10 protein-coding genes are annotated in these 15,191 nt (G+C 73.6%); 7 read left to right on the top strand and 3 right to left on the bottom strand.

Annotation, left to right across the window (positions count from 1 at the left end; genetic code table 11):
* Nucleotides 1-270: 270 nt before the first annotated feature.
* The 6 genes from CEB94_RS29530 to CEB94_RS29505 all read left to right on the top strand — a co-directional run bounded on the left by CEB94_RS29530 (nucleotide 271) and on the right by CEB94_RS29505 (nucleotide 9,350).
* Entirely contained in the window at nucleotides 271-3,174 is a 2,904-nt protein-coding gene (locus CEB94_RS29530; protein ID WP_425472556.1) for a MinD/ParA family ATP-binding protein, read from the top strand.
* Between the two features lie 296 nt (nucleotides 3,175-3,470).
* Complete coding sequence (locus CEB94_RS29525; RefSeq protein WP_175435066.1) at nucleotides 3,471-5,324, top strand: ABC transporter substrate-binding protein; 1,854 nt, start codon at nucleotides 3,471-3,473, stop codon at nucleotides 5,322-5,324.
* A gap of 18 nt (nucleotides 5,325-5,342) precedes the next feature.
* Nucleotides 5,343-6,392 (top strand): ABC transporter permease, encoded by a 1,050-nt coding sequence (locus CEB94_RS29520; RefSeq protein WP_175435065.1) that lies wholly within the window; start codon nucleotides 5,343-5,345, stop codon nucleotides 6,390-6,392.
* Complete coding sequence (locus CEB94_RS29515; RefSeq protein ID WP_175435064.1) at nucleotides 6,389-7,303, top strand: ABC transporter permease; 915 nt, start codon at nucleotides 6,389-6,391, stop codon at nucleotides 7,301-7,303. Before CEB94_RS29520 ends, CEB94_RS29515 begins: the two co-directional genes overlap by 4 nt.
* A complete protein-coding gene (locus CEB94_RS29510; protein ID WP_175435063.1) occupies nucleotides 7,300-8,352 on the top strand; it encodes an ABC transporter ATP-binding protein in 1,053 nt (350 codons plus the stop codon). Before CEB94_RS29515 ends, CEB94_RS29510 begins: the two co-directional genes overlap by 4 nt.
* Nucleotides 8,349-9,350: an oligopeptide/dipeptide ABC transporter ATP-binding protein gene (locus tag CEB94_RS29505; protein WP_175435062.1), complete on the top strand. Its 1,002-nt coding sequence runs from the start codon at nucleotides 8,349-8,351 to the stop codon at nucleotides 9,348-9,350. Before CEB94_RS29510 ends, CEB94_RS29505 begins: the two co-directional genes overlap by 4 nt.
* A 26-nt stretch (nucleotides 9,351-9,376) precedes the next feature.
* Here CEB94_RS29505 and CEB94_RS29500 read toward each other — a convergent pair whose 3' ends face one another.
* A complete protein-coding gene (locus tag CEB94_RS29500) occupies nucleotides 9,377-9,949 on the bottom strand; it encodes an NAD(P)H-binding protein (protein ID WP_246111946.1) in 573 nt (190 codons plus the stop codon).
* On the opposite strand from CEB94_RS29500, the gene CEB94_RS29495 reads away from it, so the two are divergent.
* Complete coding sequence (locus tag CEB94_RS29495; protein ID WP_425472555.1) at nucleotides 9,830-10,462, top strand: TetR/AcrR family transcriptional regulator C-terminal domain-containing protein; 633 nt, start codon at nucleotides 9,830-9,832, stop codon at nucleotides 10,460-10,462. The two genes, CEB94_RS29500 and CEB94_RS29495, sit on opposite strands and share 120 nt — an antisense overlap.
* A gap of 25 nt (nucleotides 10,463-10,487) precedes the next feature.
* On the opposite strand, the gene CEB94_RS29490 is transcribed toward CEB94_RS29495, so the two are convergent.
* Entirely contained in the window at nucleotides 10,488-11,444 is a 957-nt protein-coding gene (locus CEB94_RS29490; RefSeq protein WP_175435060.1) for a bifunctional riboflavin kinase/FAD synthetase, read from the bottom strand.
* A 168-nt stretch (nucleotides 11,445-11,612) separates the two neighbouring features.
* Nucleotides 11,613-15,017: a trypsin-like peptidase domain-containing protein gene (locus tag CEB94_RS29485; protein ID WP_175435059.1), complete on the bottom strand. Its 3,405-nt coding sequence runs from the start codon at nucleotides 15,015-15,017 to the stop codon at nucleotides 11,613-11,615.
* Nucleotides 15,018-15,191 lie beyond the last annotated feature (174 nt).

The raw sequence follows: 15,191 nt of genomic DNA, 5'->3' as shown, positions 1-15,191 counted from the left end.
GGGTTCGAGCCGCAGGGGTCGCAGCCCGGGGCTCCGCCTCAGGGGCAGCCCGAGGCGCCCGCGGGGGACGCGGCCTCTCCTTCAGCCGTGCCGAACATGCCCGCGGGTGGGTATCAGGCCCAGTGGACGCCGCCGGCCCCGCCGGAGGCGGCTCCCACCACGCCGGAGGTTCCGGCCGCTCCTCCCGCTCCCCCGGTTGCTTCCCCTGCCGTTGCTCCCCCCGGAGAGGAAGCGGAGCCGGCGAACGGTGATCTGGAGAGTGGCGCCACCATGCGTTTCTCCGCCGCCGCGCTGAAGCGGGAGATCGAGGAGCATGCCACTGCGGAGGCGGCTTCCACGCCCGACGTACCCGGTGCCCCCGACACCGCCGGTACCTCCGAAGCTCCCGATGCTCCCGACGCCCCCAGGGTGCCGGGGGCCGAAGGCGAGGGTGACGTCGAGGCGGCGGCCGCCGACGAGGCCGGCAGCGGTGTCCGTACGGATGACGCGGAGGACCACGGTCCTGATGCGGAGGTCGACGACGCCGACGCGCTCTCGGAGTACGCGCTGGACGCGGACGCCTTCGCAGACGTGCCGTCGGCCGGGAAGGCCGAGCCGGAGGGCACGCGGCCGGAGGGGGAAGACGTGTCGCCCCTGGTTTTCGAGCCGCATGCCGTGTCAGCCGACGACAGCGAGTCCGAGGACGCCGACGTCCAGGACAGCGCGCACGACGACGCGCGTTCGGAGGAAGCCGAATCCAAGGACGCCGAGGCGGAGAACGCCGTGCTCCAGGACGCCCCCTCGGAGGCCGACGAGCCGGCCGACGTCCAGCCCGAGCCTGAGAATGCCGTACCGGCCGCCCCGGCCCCAGGGGCCCCGCAGAGCACGCCGTCCGACTCGACTCCGTCGGCCCCGCAGGGCGTGCCGCCCCTGCCGCCGTCGTACCAGCCGGCCGCCCCGGCGCCCGCGAACCAGTGGCCCGTGCAGCCTCAGCAGCAGCCCCAGCCGGAGGCTCAGCCCGCCGCCTCGCACGTGCCCGCGCAGGGACAGCCGGTGCCGCCGCAGCCCTCGGTACCGGCCCAGCAGCCACCGTTCCAGCCTCAGGCTCCTCAGCCCGCGCCTGCCGCCTGGAACCAGCAGCCCGCTCCGACGCCGCCGAACCAGCCGCCCGCCCAGCCCGTACCGCAGCCCGGCGGCTACGGTTTCCCGCACCAGGGAACTCAGCCCCCAGCCGCGCCGAACGCCCAGGGCGGCTACGGCTTCCCGCAACAGGGCGCCCCCGCCCCGGCAGCCCAGCAGCCCGGCACCCCGCCCACCCCCGTGCCGACCTCGCAGGACGGCTACGGCTTCCCGCACCCCGGAGCCCCGGCCCCGGTCGCACAGCCCCCGGCCCAGCAGCCGGTCGGCCCGCACGCGCCCCACGCCCAAGGCGGCTACGGCTTCCCCCAGCAGGGCGCCCCCGCCCCGGCAGCCCAGCAGCCCCCGGCCCAGCACCCCGGCCCTCCGCCCACTCCCGCACCGACCCCGCAGGACGGCTACGGCTTCCCGCACCCCGGCGTTCCCCACGCCCAGGGCGGCTACGGCTTCCCCCAGCCGCCCGCCCAGCAGGCCCAGCCCCACCCGGGCATCCCCCCGCAGGCCCAGCCGCAGCCCGGGGCCCAGCCGCCGCACGCCGGGCAGCCCGACCAGTCGGGTCACCCGGGTCAGCCCGGCCAGCCCCAGCAGCCCGTGGACCCCCGTACCGGTGCCGCCTGGCCGCAGCCCATGCAGCACGACCAGCGGCAGCCGACCAACCCCGGGGCCGCGCCGCTCGGATACACCGCTGCCGTGGAGCTGTCGTCCGACCGGCTGCTCAACAGCAAGAAGCAGAAGACGAAGAGCAGCCGTCCGGCGGCCGGTGGCGGCCGGTTCAAGCTCGGTGGCAAGAAGGAGGAGGCCGAGCGGCAGCGGAAGCTGGACCTGATCCGCACGCCCGTGCTGTCCTGCTACCGCATCGCGGTGATCAGCCTCAAGGGCGGTGTCGGCAAGACGACGACGACCACCGCGCTCGGCGCCACGCTCGCCACCGAGCGGCAGGACAAGATCCTCGCGATCGACGCCAACCCGGACGCGGGCACCCTCGGGCGCCGTGTGCGGCGGGAGACCGGGGCCACCATCCGTGACCTCGTCCAGGCGATCCCGTACCTCAACTCGTACATGGACATCCGGCGGTTCACGTCCCAGGCGCCCTCCGGCCTGGAGATCATCGCCAACGACGTCGACCCGGCCGTGTCCACGACGTTCAACGACGAGGACTACCGGCGCGCGATCGACGTGCTGGGCAAGCAGTACCCGGTGATCCTCACCGACTCCGGTACCGGTCTGCTCTACAGCGCCATGCGCGGTGTGCTGGACCTCGCCGACCAGCTCATCATCATCTCGACGCCGTCCGTGGACGGTGCGAGCAGCGCGAGCACGACGCTGGACTGGCTGTCCGCGCACGGGTACGCCGATCTCGTCTCGCGGTCCCTCACCGTCATCTCCGGGGTCCGCGAGACCGGCAAGATGATCAAGGTCGAGGACATCGTGACGCACTTCGAGTCGCGCTGCCGGGGCGTCGTCGTCGTGCCCTTCGACGAGCATCTCGCCGCCGGTGCCGAGGTCGACCTCGACATGATGCGGCCGAAGGTGCGGGAGGCGTACTTCAACCTCGCGGCGATGGTCGCCGAGGACCTCGTCCGCCACCAGCAGTCGCACGGCCTGTGGACGTCCGACGGCAACCCGCCGCCGGTCGCGGCCCCGCCGCTGCCGGGCCAGCCCGGGCCCGGTCAGCCCATGCCCGGGCAGCCCTACGCCCAGCCCCCGTACCCCGGGCAGCAGCAGCCGGCTCCCGGTCAGCAGGTCCCCGGCCAGCCGGGCCCGTACCCGCAGCAGCAGCCGCCGCAGCCGCAGCCGCAGCCCGGCCAGCCGTACGCCCAGCCCGGGCAGCCGTATCCGCAGCAGGGTCAGCAGCCCCCGGCCCAACCCGGTCAGCCGTACCCGCAGGCCGCGGTCCAGCCGCCCTACCCGCAGCCGGGGCAGCAGTCCGGGCAGCCGTACCCCCAGCCGGGCGGGCCCCCGGCCGCTCCCCCGCAGCCGGGCTACGGCTACCCCCAGCCCGGTCAGCCGGGGCAGTCCGACGGGCAGACCCCGCCGCCCCCGCCTCCGACGCAGTAATCACCTCACCCGATCGGCCCCTTTCGAGGGGCCGATCCCCGATGGGCCCGCGCCGATCCGACTCGGCGCGGGCCTCGGCGCGTTCAGGGGCGAAATCCGTTGCCAGGCCCTGGCCAGGAGCGCGTCAGTGGTCTCGACCAATGGGGGTGAAAAGCTCGCCAATTCGTTATTTCCGCAGGCCACAAGGGGTGAACACGCCGTTGACGGGTGGAGACGGCCGCTGGTACACACACATCACGCATCTGACAGCTGATCAACCCGTCCTTCCCGTCCGAGCGATGACGCGAGGTCCGCCCATGGGCACGAACGATCAGAAACGCAGCCTCCCGCACGGCCTCCGGCTCGTCGCCCTGGCCGGGGCGGCCGCGCTCACCCTCACCGCCACTCTCGCGACCCCGCTCGACCCGGCGCCCCGGCAGGCCCGGGCGGCCGACGACGGCAAGAAGGTGCTGACCGTCGCCGTGGCGCAGAGCGTGGACTCGCTCAGCCCGTTCCTGGCGGTCCGGCTGCTCAGCACGAGCATTCACCGGCTCATGTACGAGTACCTGACCAACTACGACCCCAAGGACAACCACGCCATCCCGGGCCTGGCCACCAAGTGGGAGCCGTCGCCGGACAAGCTGACCTGGACGTACACGATCCGCTCCAACTCCGCGTGGTCGGACGGGCAGCAGGCCACCGCCCAGGACGCGGCGTGGACGTTCAACAAGATGATGACCGACACCGGCGCGGCCACGGCGAACGGCAGCTACGTCGGGAACTTCGAGAAGGTATCGGCCCCGAGCCCCACCAAGCTGGTCATCGAGCTGAAGAAGCCGCAGGCCACGATGGCCGCCCTGGACGTGCCGATCGTGCCGAAGCACGTGTGGGAGAAGGTCTCGGACTTCTCCGAGTTCAACAACGACAAGAGCTTCCCCGTCGTGGGGAACGGGCCGTTCGTGCTGAGCGGCTACAAGGCCGACAGCTATGTCCGGCTCAAGGCCAACAAGACCTTCTGGCGCGGGTCGCCGAAGTTCGACGAGCTGGTCTTCCGCTACTACAAGGACCAGGACGCGGCCGTCTCGGCGCTGCGCAAGGGCGAGGTGTCCTTCGTCGCCGGGTCCCCGTCCCTGACGCCCGCTCAGGCGGAGTCCCTCAAGGGCGCGGACGACATCCAGGTCAACGACGCCCCCGGCCGCCGCTTCTACGCCCTCGCCACCAACCCGGGCGCGAAGGCGAAGAACGGCGAGAAGTTCGGCGACGGCCACCCCTCCCTGCTGGACCAGCGGGTGCGCAACGCGCTGTTCCGGGCGGTCGACCGCGAGGCCATCATCGACAAGGTGTTCCGGGGCCACGCCGTCGAGGGCGAGGGCTACATCCCGCCGCGCTTCCAGGACTACTTCTGGAAGCCGTCCGCCGACCAGAAACTGGCGTACGACCCGGCCGAGGCGGCCCGGCTGCTCGACCGGGCGGGCTACAAGAAGAACGGCGACGGCAAACGCGTCGGCAAGGACGGCAAGCCCATCACCTACCGCGTGCTGTGCCACGCCACCGACCCGAACGACAAGGCGGTCGGCAAGTACCTCCAGGAGTGGTGGGGCGAGCTCGGCATCGGCGTCCGGCTCAACTGCCTGGACAACGTGACCGACCCGTGGCTGGCCGGCAAGTACGACCTGGCGTTCGACGGCTGGTCGGTCAACCCCGACCCGGACTTCGTGCTGTCCATCCACACCTGTGGGGCGCTGCCGGCGACCCCGGAGGAGACGGGCGCGACCGACAACTTCATCTGCGACAAGAAGTACGACGAGCTCTACGCCCGGCAGCTGACCGAGTACGACCCCGCCAAACGGGCGGACATCGTCAAGCAGATGGAGTCGCGGCTGTACGACCTCGGGTACATGAACGTCATGGCGTATCCGAACGCGGTCGAGGCCTTCCGGACGGACCAGATCAAGTCGATCACGACGATGCCGGCGAAGGCGGGCAACATCTACGGCCAGGACGGCTACTGGAGCTGGTGGTCGGCAGTCCCGGCGGACTCCGACGGCTCCTCCGACAACGCGTCGTCGACGGGGGTCGTGGTCGGCGTCGTCGCGGGTGTCGTGGTCCTGGCCGGGCTCGGTGCCTTCGCGGCGATGCGGCGGCGGGCCACCGCCGAGGAACGCGAGTGAAGCGGCGAGCGGGTACTCATGACCGCTGACGCGACCCCCGCGCTGGTCGAGGACAAGCAGCAGACCGCGGCCGGGCCGCGGGTACGCAAGGGCTCCGCGTACCCGCGGTACCTGGCGGGCAAGGTGGCGGGTGCTGCCGTATCGCTGCTGGCCGTGCTCGTGACCAGCTTCTTCCTCTTCCGGCTGATTCCCGGCGACCCGGTGAAGACCATGACGGGCGGCCGTCAGGTGTCGGCGGAGCAGCTGGCCGCCTATCGCGAGGAGTTCGGGCTCGACCTGCCGCTGTGGCGGCAGTTCACGGACTACTGCGGCAAGGCGCTCACGGGCGACTTCGGGACGTCGTACCAGTTCCGCGCCCCCGTCGTCGACAAGATCACCGAGGCGCTGCCGAACACCCTGCTGCTCACCGGGACCGCCTTCGTCCTCTACACCGTGCTCGGCATCTTCCTCGGCACCCGGTCGGCATGGCGGCGCGGCGGGCTCGGCGACCGGTTCAACACCGGCCTGGCGCTGACCCTGTACTCCATCCCGTCCTTCTGGCTGGGGCTGCTGCTGATCATCGTGCTGTCGGTGGGCATCGGCCCGCTCCCGGGGATGTTCCCGACCGGTGGCATGGAGTCGGGCGGCGAGGAGGGCTTCGCGTACGTCCTCGACGTGGCGCACCATCTGGTGCTGCCGGTGGTGACGCTGGTGGCCGTGGAGTACGGGCAGACGCTGCTGGTCACACGGTCGGCGCTGCTGGACGAGATGGGCAGCGACTATCTGACGACCGCGCGGGCCAAGGGACTACGCGACGATCTCGTACGCCGCCGGCACGCCGTGCCGAACGCGCTGCTGCCGACCGTGACCCTGATCTTCATCAACCTCGGCCGGACGGTGGCGGGTGTGATCCTCGTGGAGACGGTGTTCTCCTGGCCCGGCCTCGGCGGGCTGTTCTACCAGGCGCTGAGCGTGCCCGACCTGCCGCTCGTGCAGGGGTTGTTCTTCGTGTTCGCCGCCGCCGTGATCCTGATGAACACCCTCGCCGACCTGGTCTATCCGCTGCTTGACCCCCGGGTGGCCCGATGACGACGACGACCGGGACAGCCCCGAGCCCCCGCGCCCTCGCCCGGCAGCGGCGCCGGGCGTCCGTCGCCCGCTTCTGGCGGCAGTACCGCTCCGAACGGGCGGGGCTGTACGGCCTGACCGCGCTCTCGCTGTGCGCGCTGCTGGCGCTGTTCGCACCGCTGGTCGTCGGCTCCGACGTGAGCAGCGTGACCGACGCGCCGGGGCGTCCGATGCAGAGCCCGAGCGCCGGGTTCCCGCTCGGCACCGACCAGTTCGGGCGGGACCTGCTGGGCCTGGTGATCTGGGGTTCGCGGGTGTCGCTGCTGGTCGGGCTGCTCGCCGCTGTGCTGTCGGTGGCGATCGGCACCCTGATCGGGGTGACGGCGGGGCATTTCAAGGGCTGGTACGCGACGGTGATGATGCGGATCACCGACTGGTTCCTGGTCATGCCGACGCTGGTGCTGGCGATCGCCCTGGCGACCGTGATGTCCCGCTCGCTGACCACGACCGTCGTCGCGATCGGCGTGACCACCTGGCCGACCACGGCCCGGCTGGTGCGCGCGCAGACCCTCGCCGTGGAGACCCGGCCGTACATCGAGCGGGCGAAGGCCCTCGGCGGCGGCCACTGGCACATCATGTCCCGGCACGTCCTGCCCAATGTGATGCCGCTGGTGCTGGCCCAGACGACCTTGATCATCTCCTCGGCCATCCTCGCCGAGGCGACGCTCGCCTTCCTCGGCCTCGGCGACCCGACGGTCGTGTCGTGGGGCGGGCTGCTCCAGGACGCGCGTGAGGCGGGCGCGGTCAGTGCCGGGGACTGGTGGTACCTGGTGCCGCCGGGCATCGCCATCGCCGTGGTGGCGCTGGCGTTCACACTGTGCGGGCGGGCCGTGGAGTCCGTCCTCAACCCCAGGCTGGGGGTGTCGCGTTGAGTCTGCTCGACGTCAGGAACCTGACCGTGACCTACGCGGGCGGGGCGGCCGCCGTGCGCGGGGTGGACCTGCGTCTGGAGGCGGGGCAGAAGCTCGGCCTCGCCGGGGAGTCCGGCTGCGGCAAGTCCACGCTGGCGCTGGCCCTGCTGCGGCTGCTGCCGTCGGGCGCCCGCATCACCGGGGAGGTACTCCTCGACGGCGAGGACGTGCTGACCATGAAGTGGGGCCGGGTCCGGGCGGTCCGCTGGGCCGGGGCCTCCGTCGTCTTCCAGGGCGCGATGCACTCCCTCAACGCCGTGCACCGCATCGGCGACCAGATCGCCGAGCCGATCCTGCTGCACAAGAAGGCCACCGCGGCCGGGGCGAAGAGGAAGACCGGCGAGCTGCTGGAGCAGGTCGGGCTGCCGGCCGCCCGCGCGGACGCCTACCCGCACGAGCTGTCCGGCGGCCAGCGCCAGCGCGTCATGATCGCCATGGCCCTGGCCTGCGACCCACAACTGATCATCGCCGACGAGCCGACCACCGCGCTGGACGTGATGATCCAGGCCCAGATCCTCCGGCTCATCGAGCAGCTGGTTTCGGACCAGGACCTCGGACTGATCATGATCAGCCACGACCTGGCGGTCCTCGCCGACACCTGTGACCGGCTCGCGGTGATGTACGCGGGCCGGGTGGTCGAGGAGGGGCCGGCCGCCCAGGTGTACGAGGACGCCCGGCATCCGTACGCCAGGGCCCTGTCGGCCGCGTTCCCGCGCATCGGCGACCCGGCGTCCCGGTTCGCTCCGCAGGGACTCGCGGGCGACCCGCCGGACCCGGCCGCGCTGCCGTCCGGCTGCACGTTCCATCCCCGGTGTCCGGTGGCGCTGGAGTCGTGTGGCGAGGAGGACCCGGCGCTGCGCGAAGCGGGAGCGGAGCGGCGGGCGGCGTGTGTGCTGGTCGGCCTGCCGGGAGCGGAGTCCCGTGCGGCGGCCCGGGATCCGCAGGCCCGCGGTGAGCGGCCGGCAGAGGAACCGGAGGCCCTGGAGGAAGCGAGGCCCAGCACGCCATGACCACGTCCCCCACAGCCCCCGAGGTCACCACGGCCCCGCTGCTGAGCGCCCAGGGCCTCCACGTCACCTTCCCCGGCCGGCACGGCGGCCCCCGGGCCCGGGCGGTGGACGGCGTCGACCTCGACATCCGCCCCGGCGAGATCGTCGCGCTGGTCGGCGAGTCCGGCTGCGGCAAGACGACCCTGGCCCGCAGCCTGCTCGGTCTGGTCGAGCCGACGGCGGGCCGGGTCACGTTCGACGGCCGCCCGCTGGACTACTCCGGCCGGTCCCTCAAGGCCTACCGCAAACGCGTCCAGCTGGTCCTCCAGGACCCGAGCGGCTCACTCAACCCCCGGCACACGGTGTACGACGCGGTCGCCGAGGGCCTGCGCATCCACCGCTACGGCGGCGACGAGCGCACAGCGGTCGCCGATGCCCTGTCCCGGGCCGGTCTGCGTCCCCCTGAGCGCTTCTTCCTGCGCTATCCGCACGAGCTGTCAGGTGGGCAGCGCCAGCGGGTCGTCATCGCCGGCGCGCTCGTCCTGGAGCCCGAACTCCTCGTCGCCGACGAGCCGGTGGCGTCCCTCGACGCCTCGGTGCGCGGCGAGATCCTCGCCCTGCTGCTGCGGCTGCGCTCCGAACTCGGGCTCTCGGCCCTGGTCGTCACGCACGACCTGGGTCTGGCCTGGAACATCGCCGCCCGGGTCGCTGTGATGTACCTGGGCCGGATCGTGGAGACGGGCGCCGTGGAGCAGGTCCTGACGGCCCCCGGGCACCCGTACACCCAGGCGCTGCTGTCCGTCCTCCCCGAGGCCCCGGGCGCCCCGGTGGTCCTCACGGGCGAGCCCCCGGACCCGTCCCGCGTCCCGTCGGGCTGCCGCTTCCACGCCCGTTGCCAGATCCTCGCAAGCGGCGAGGCGGAACGGGCGGGCGTCGCGGACGCGTGCCGCGACCAGGATCCGGAGATCCTCGACGGGGGCGGCACGGCCCAGGTGGCATGCCACTGGGCGAAACGCTGAAGGCGAAGCCGGACGGGACGGCCCGGCTAGGTGTGAGACCCCCCGGCGTGGGCGAGGGCGCTGGGGGTGCGGCAGCCGACGATCGCCGGGGCCTCCTGGACGAGCGTGTCGTCGGTGAGCGCTTCCACCATGAACAGGGCGAAGTCCACCCGCCGCGTCAGGTTGCTTGCCAGTACCGGGTCGCCCACACGCCGGCTCCACACGGGCAGGCCCTGGCTCTCGCCCTCCTCCAGGGAGCTGCCGCGCACCACGGTCCACCGGGTGTCGCTGGCGAACACCCGCCGGCACGCCTCGACCTGGTCGTCGAGTTCGACGGCGCGGACCAGCTTGGCCAGCACGGTGGCGATCCGGACGCCCAGGATGAACAGCCGTGAGTACGTGTCCTTGCCGTCGCGGGTGATGTGCCAGCCGCAGGAGAAGACCAGGCGCGCGCCCGGCCGTGCGTGGTCGAGCACAGCCTGCGCCGTGCCCGACGCGTACTGCCGTACACCCCACGGCACCAGCACCGTCAGTACCCCGTCGCAACCGGCGACCGCCCGCCGGATCACCTCCGGGTCGTTCGTGTCTCCGACGTCGAGGCGATGTCGCTCTACCACCACGTCGCGGGCCGGGAAGACATCCTCGACGGCATGGTGGACGCGGTGTTCGGCGAAATCGACCTACCGCCGCGCGACACGGACTGGAAGAGTGCCCTGCGCCACCGCGCGGACTCCGCCCGTGCCGTCCTGCGGCGCCACCCCTGGGCCGTCGGCCTCATGGACTCCCGCTCCCAGCCCGGCCCGGCGACCCTGCGTCATCACGACGCCGTCATCGGAACGCTGCGCGCGGGAGGATTCTCCGTCCCCATGGCCGCGCACGCCGTCTCGCTGATCGACAGCTACCTGTGCGGGTTCGTGCTCCAGGAGCTGAGCCTGCCGTTCAGAGGCGCCGCTGAGCTGGACGAGGTGGCGGGTGCCATCGTGCGCGACATGCCCGCCGACACCTACCCCCACCTCACCGAACTGGCCACCGAGCACGTCCTCAAGCCCGGCTACGACTATGCCGACGAGTTCACCTTCGGTCTCACCCTCATCCTCGACGCCCTCCACTCGGACGAGGCCGCGAGCGCGTAGCGATAACGCGGAGGCGCCGGGGAGGTCAGGCGGACCGCTCGGCCGCCGCCACCAGCTCCCGGCAGCGCTTGACGTCCTCGGCGATCTGCTCCAGCAGCGCGTCCAGCGTGTCGAACCTGGCCTGCCCCCGCACGAACGACAGGAAGTCGACGGCGACATGGAGGCCGTACAGGTCGAGCCCCACCCGGTCGATGGCGTACGCCTCCACCGTGCGCTCGGTCCCCTCGAACTGCGGATTCGTCCCCACGGAGATCGCGGCCGGCATCGCTTCGCCCTGGGCGTGCAACCAGCCGGCGTACACACCGTCGGCCGGGATGGCCGTGTGTGGCAGCGTCTCGACGTTGGCGGTCGGGAAGCCCATTTCGCGCCCGCGCTGGGCGCCTCGGACGACGACGCCCTCGACCCGGTGCGGACGCCCCAGGATCTCGGCCGCGCCCGTGACGTCGCCCTCGGCGACCAGCCGCCGCGTCAGGGTGGAGGAGAACGGCTCGCCGCCGCCCGCCTCGCCGGTCACGTACAGGTCGACGACCTCGACCTCGAAGTCGTAGGTCTTGCCCTGCGTGGACAGGAACTCCACGTTCCCGGCGGCCTTGTGACCGAAGCGGAAGTTCGGGCCCTCGACGACCGCCTTGGCGTGGAGCTTGTCGACCAGGACCTTGACGACGAAGTCGGCCGGGGACAGCTTCGAGAACTCGGTCGTGAAGGGGAGGATGAGTACCGCGTCCACGCCCAGGCCGGCCATGAGTTCGGCGCGGCGGTGGTGCGGGGCGAGCAACGGCGGGTGGCTGCCGGGGCGGACGACCTCGCTGGGGTGCGGGTCGAAGGTGACGACGACGGCGGGCACGCCCAGCTCCCGGGCGCGGTCCACGGCATGCCGGATGATCAGCTGGTGCCCGCGGTGCACTCCGTCGTAGGAGCCGATGGTGACGACGCTGCGCCCCCAGTCCTGGGGGATGTCCTCCAAGCCACGCCAGCGCTGCACTGTGCCTGCTCCTTGTCGAAAGCTCGTCGAACCCGTGTCCGGTCGGTTGTCCGGATTGCCTCGTGCGCAGGACTAAGGGTGCCATGCCGGGTGCCTCCTGCCCGCATCGGCATGGGGGCTGTGACCGGGCGCACGACACCGCATCACGCCCCGCGCCCGGGAGGCCGGTCACACGGGGACGCCCGCGCCCGCCAGGTTCTCGATCAGCCGGTGGGCACTCGGCCCGACCAGCGCCGCCCACTCCTCGGGCGCGTCGGCCAGCCAGGCGGCCGCGCGGGCGGCGAAGCCGGGCACGTGCCGGCCCAGGTCGACCAGGGCGCGGTCGAAGCGGGTGGCGCCCTCCGGGGTGCGCACGAGGAGCAGGCCGATGCGGTGGACGAGGTCGCGCAGGTCGTCGCCGCCGTTGCGGGCGGCGGCGTGCAGCAGCGCGTCGAGGACGTCGGTGTCGTGCTCGCGGGCCAGGAGCGCGTCGCGCAGTTCGCGGCGCAGCGGACGCGAGGCGGGGACGCCGGGCGGGGTGAGGACGGCGGCGAGGGCGCAGCGCAGCCGCACCGGGCCGTCCTCCAACAGGCCGGTGACCAACGGCAGGAGCACGGGCCGGGCGGCGGTGCCCCGGTCGAGCCGCTGGTCGGCGTACGCGGCCACCTGCCCGGCGAGTTCCGGCCGCAGCTCCGCCGCCCGGCACACCAGCGCGGCGATCCGCCGGGCCAGGCCGGGCGGGGTGGCGTCGGCGAGTGCCCGCAGCGCCTCCTCCGCGTCCGGCCGCTCCAGGCGGGCCGCGAAGGCCCCGAGGACCGGCTCGGGGTCGGTCAGGAGGGCGCCGGCCAGCGCGTCCGGCGAGAACCGCTGGTCGCCCGCCGCCAAGTACTCCAGCGCCCGCGGCAGGTAGCGGGCCCGGGTGTGCGGGTCCTGGACGAGGAGGGCGAGCGCGCCGCCGTGCAGGGCGCGGTCCGCGGGGCGGGCGAGCAGCGTGAGGGCCGCGTAGCGCAGGAGGGCGCGGTCGCCTCCGGTGCTCACGTGCGGCGCGACACGCAGTCCGTGCGCCACCGCGGCGCTCCGCCGCACGGGCCGCTCGTCGCCCGCCCACCGGTCGACGGCCCGGCACACCGCCGACGGCTCCTCCTCGGCCAGCACGGCGAGCAGTTCGTCGGCCCGGCGGTGCGCGCGGTCGACGAGCACGTCCGCCAGCTCGTCCAGGGCACCGTGGCGGTGGGTGTGCAGCAGCGCCTGCGCGGCCGTGGCCACGGTCGCGTGCGGGGTGGCGGGCAGCGGCTGCTCGTCGTCGAACCAGCGGGCGAGCTGTGGTTGCACGGCGGTGGGGTCGGCGGCGAGGAGTCCGGCGACGGCGTCCAGGAAGCGGGGTCCGGCCTCGCACGGCGGCCCGTCGGCGTGGACCAGCCGCCGCAGCAGCGCGCAGCGCGCCTCCTCCGGGAGCCGTACGCCGGTCCAGAAGCCGGGCCCGACCTCCTGCGGCACGGGCCGCTCCTGCCGCCGCCAGGCCACGATCCGGTCGGCGAGCAGCCCCAGCACCTCGGTGTACGGCGTCGCGTCGGGCAGGGCCGACAGCGTCCCGGCGAGCAGCCGGGCGGCCCACCAGGAGCGTGGATCGGCGTCCAGGGCGTGCACCAGGTCCGCCAGGCGGGAGGCCAGCCGGCCGGCGCCGTGCTGTCGGGCGAGGTACAGCAGGGCCTGGACGACCGGCCCGATGCGGTGGTGCGGCACGGGGTCGGACTGCGTGTCCTCGCCGCGGTGGACGAGGGCCCGCAGAGCCTCGTCGAGGTCGAGGTGCGTGCCCTGGAGCCAGTCGGCAAGCCCTTCGTGCGCGAAGCGGTAGCCGGATCCGGCGGGCACGAGCAGGCCCTCGGCGAGCACGGCCGTCGCCCAGCCCGAGCAGCCGCCGAGCCGCGCCGGGGCGGGCCCCCACGGGAACACCGCCTCGAACGCCTCCCGGTCCAGGTCTCCCGGTCCCGGGCCGAGGCTGCGCCGGGCGGCCTCGTGCACCTGCCCGGCGACCCGGGCGGCGAGTCGGCGGACGGCCGTGCCGTGCAGGCCGTTGCCGGCGGCCAGCCGCTCGGCGACGCGCAGGCACATCAGATCCAGGTAGGCCGCGAAGACGTCGTTCCGGTCGGCCGCGGCCGCCTCGAAGGGCTCGGTGACGGCAGCCCGGACCTCGGCGAGGAGACCGAGGGTGAGGGGATGCCGGGCGTCGGCCGGGACGAGAGCGCGATCGGGGATGCCGTGGCTCCGGCACGCCTGCCGGGCCTCGTCCTCGGTGAGGTCGCCGAGACGCACGCACCGCTCCGCCGGGAAGGAGGCGGTCTCCCAGTACTCCGCCCGGCACGCCACCACCAGCCGGGCTCCCGCCTCCCGCAGCCACCGCGTGGTCCCGTCCGTCCAGTCCGTCAGACGGCGGGCCAGGGCCGGTGGCATCTCCTCGGGACCGTCGAGAAGGAGCAGCAGAGGGCGGCCCAGGGCGTGGGCCAGCCGGGCGAGGCGCTCGGGCGTGGTGTCGCCCAGGCCGGCCCGAGCGGAGGCGGCCGCCACGGCGGGAGCGGCCCGCTCCAGCGCCCGGCGTGCCGCGTCCGCCACCGACGCGTCGCCGTCCCGCAGTTCACAGCCGCGCAGCCACAGCGTGGGCTGCCCGTCCCGCCGGCGCCGCGCGGCGAGCGCCGCGAGTTCCGTCGTACGACCGCTGCCCGGTGGTCCGACGAGGCCGAGCACGGTCGCCGAGCCTCCCGTGAACGCGGTGAACTCGGCCGCCACGGCCACCCGTTCGACCGGTTGCGGGACACCGGTACCGCCGGGCGGGCCGTCCAGCCCCAGCGACGTACCGGTCAGCTCCAGCACCCCGGCCAGATTGAGGTCCGCGCCATAGGCGGGGACCGTCGCCGCGTTCTCGGCGAGCAGTCCGGCGAGCGGGCCCGCCGCTCCGGCGGCTCGCGCATGCAGCGGTACGGCGAAACCGACGTCACGGTGATCGGAGCTGAGGGCGGTGCCGAGCACCCCCACCACGGCACCGGTCACGGCGTCGAGCACGGGCCCGCCGGCCGCTCCGCCGCCCAGCCGCAGCGCGTCCCGCCCTGCCGTGCCGACCGCCAGTTCCAGCGCGTCGTCGAGGCTGTGGAAGCCGTCCCTGGCCGCGTAGGTCACGGGGGTCGAGCCCAGCACCCGCGCCTCGCGCCAGCCGCCGGCGGCGATGCGCACATAGGCGCCGGTCCCGGTCCCGTCCCGCACGGTGACGGGCAGCGGCGGCACGCCGAGCCCCTCGGTCCGTACGAGGGCCAGGCCCAGCGCGGGCAGCGGGGTGACCGCGTCGGCGGACACGACCCGGCGGCGGTCCCCGGCGCCGTACAGGACGAGCCGGGGCAGGCCGTCGACGGCCTCGTGGCTGGTGATCAGCGTGCCGTGGTGGTCGGCCAGGAAGCCGGTGCCGCGGGGGCGGCCGGCCGGATCGTGCATACGGACGAGGGCGTCGCCGGGGATCGCCGAGTCCTCGTGCCCTGCTGTTCCGGGGCGGTCCGTGGAGCCTTGTGGGCTGTCGTCCGCTTCCCGGGACCGGTTCCGCGACGCCATCGTCGAGCCTCCCCGCCGTACACCCGTGCCCTCGTGTTCGACAGTAGGGGCGGGATGATCAGCGGGACAGATCGCTCTGCGAAAGCGCCCCCTTCCGCTCCCCCGGTTCACTCCGAGCGCCCGCACGGACGGGTGAAGGAAGCGGGCCGGCTGGATAACCCTAGGGGTGGGGGA

The organism is Streptomyces hawaiiensis (assembly GCF_004803895.1).
Taxonomy (GTDB): Bacteria; Actinomycetota; Actinomycetes; order Streptomycetales; family Streptomycetaceae; genus Streptomyces; species Streptomyces hawaiiensis.
Note: the sequence above shows the minus strand (reverse complement) of the source record. Positions and strands in the feature narration are given on the sequence as shown.

Excerpts from the sequence above, each read along its gene's own strand:
- CEB94_RS29485 (WP_175435059.1), bottom strand. The coding sequence starts at position 15,017 with ATGGCGTCGCGGAACCGGTCCCGGGAAGCGGACGACAGCCCACAAGGC.
- CEB94_RS29515 (WP_175435064.1), top strand. The coding sequence starts at position 6,389 with ATGACGACGACGACCGGGACAGCCCCGAGCCCCCGCGCCCTCGCCCGG.
- CEB94_RS29530 (WP_425472556.1), top strand. The coding sequence starts at position 271 with ATGCGTTTCTCCGCCGCCGCGCTGAAGCGGGAGATCGAGGAGCATGCC.
- CEB94_RS29505 (WP_175435062.1), top strand. The coding sequence starts at position 8,349 with ATGACCACGTCCCCCACAGCCCCCGAGGTCACCACGGCCCCGCTGCTG.
- CEB94_RS29525 (WP_175435066.1), top strand. The coding sequence starts at position 3,471 with ATGGGCACGAACGATCAGAAACGCAGCCTCCCGCACGGCCTCCGGCTC.
- CEB94_RS29520 (WP_175435065.1), top strand. The coding sequence starts at position 5,343 with ATGACCGCTGACGCGACCCCCGCGCTGGTCGAGGACAAGCAGCAGACC.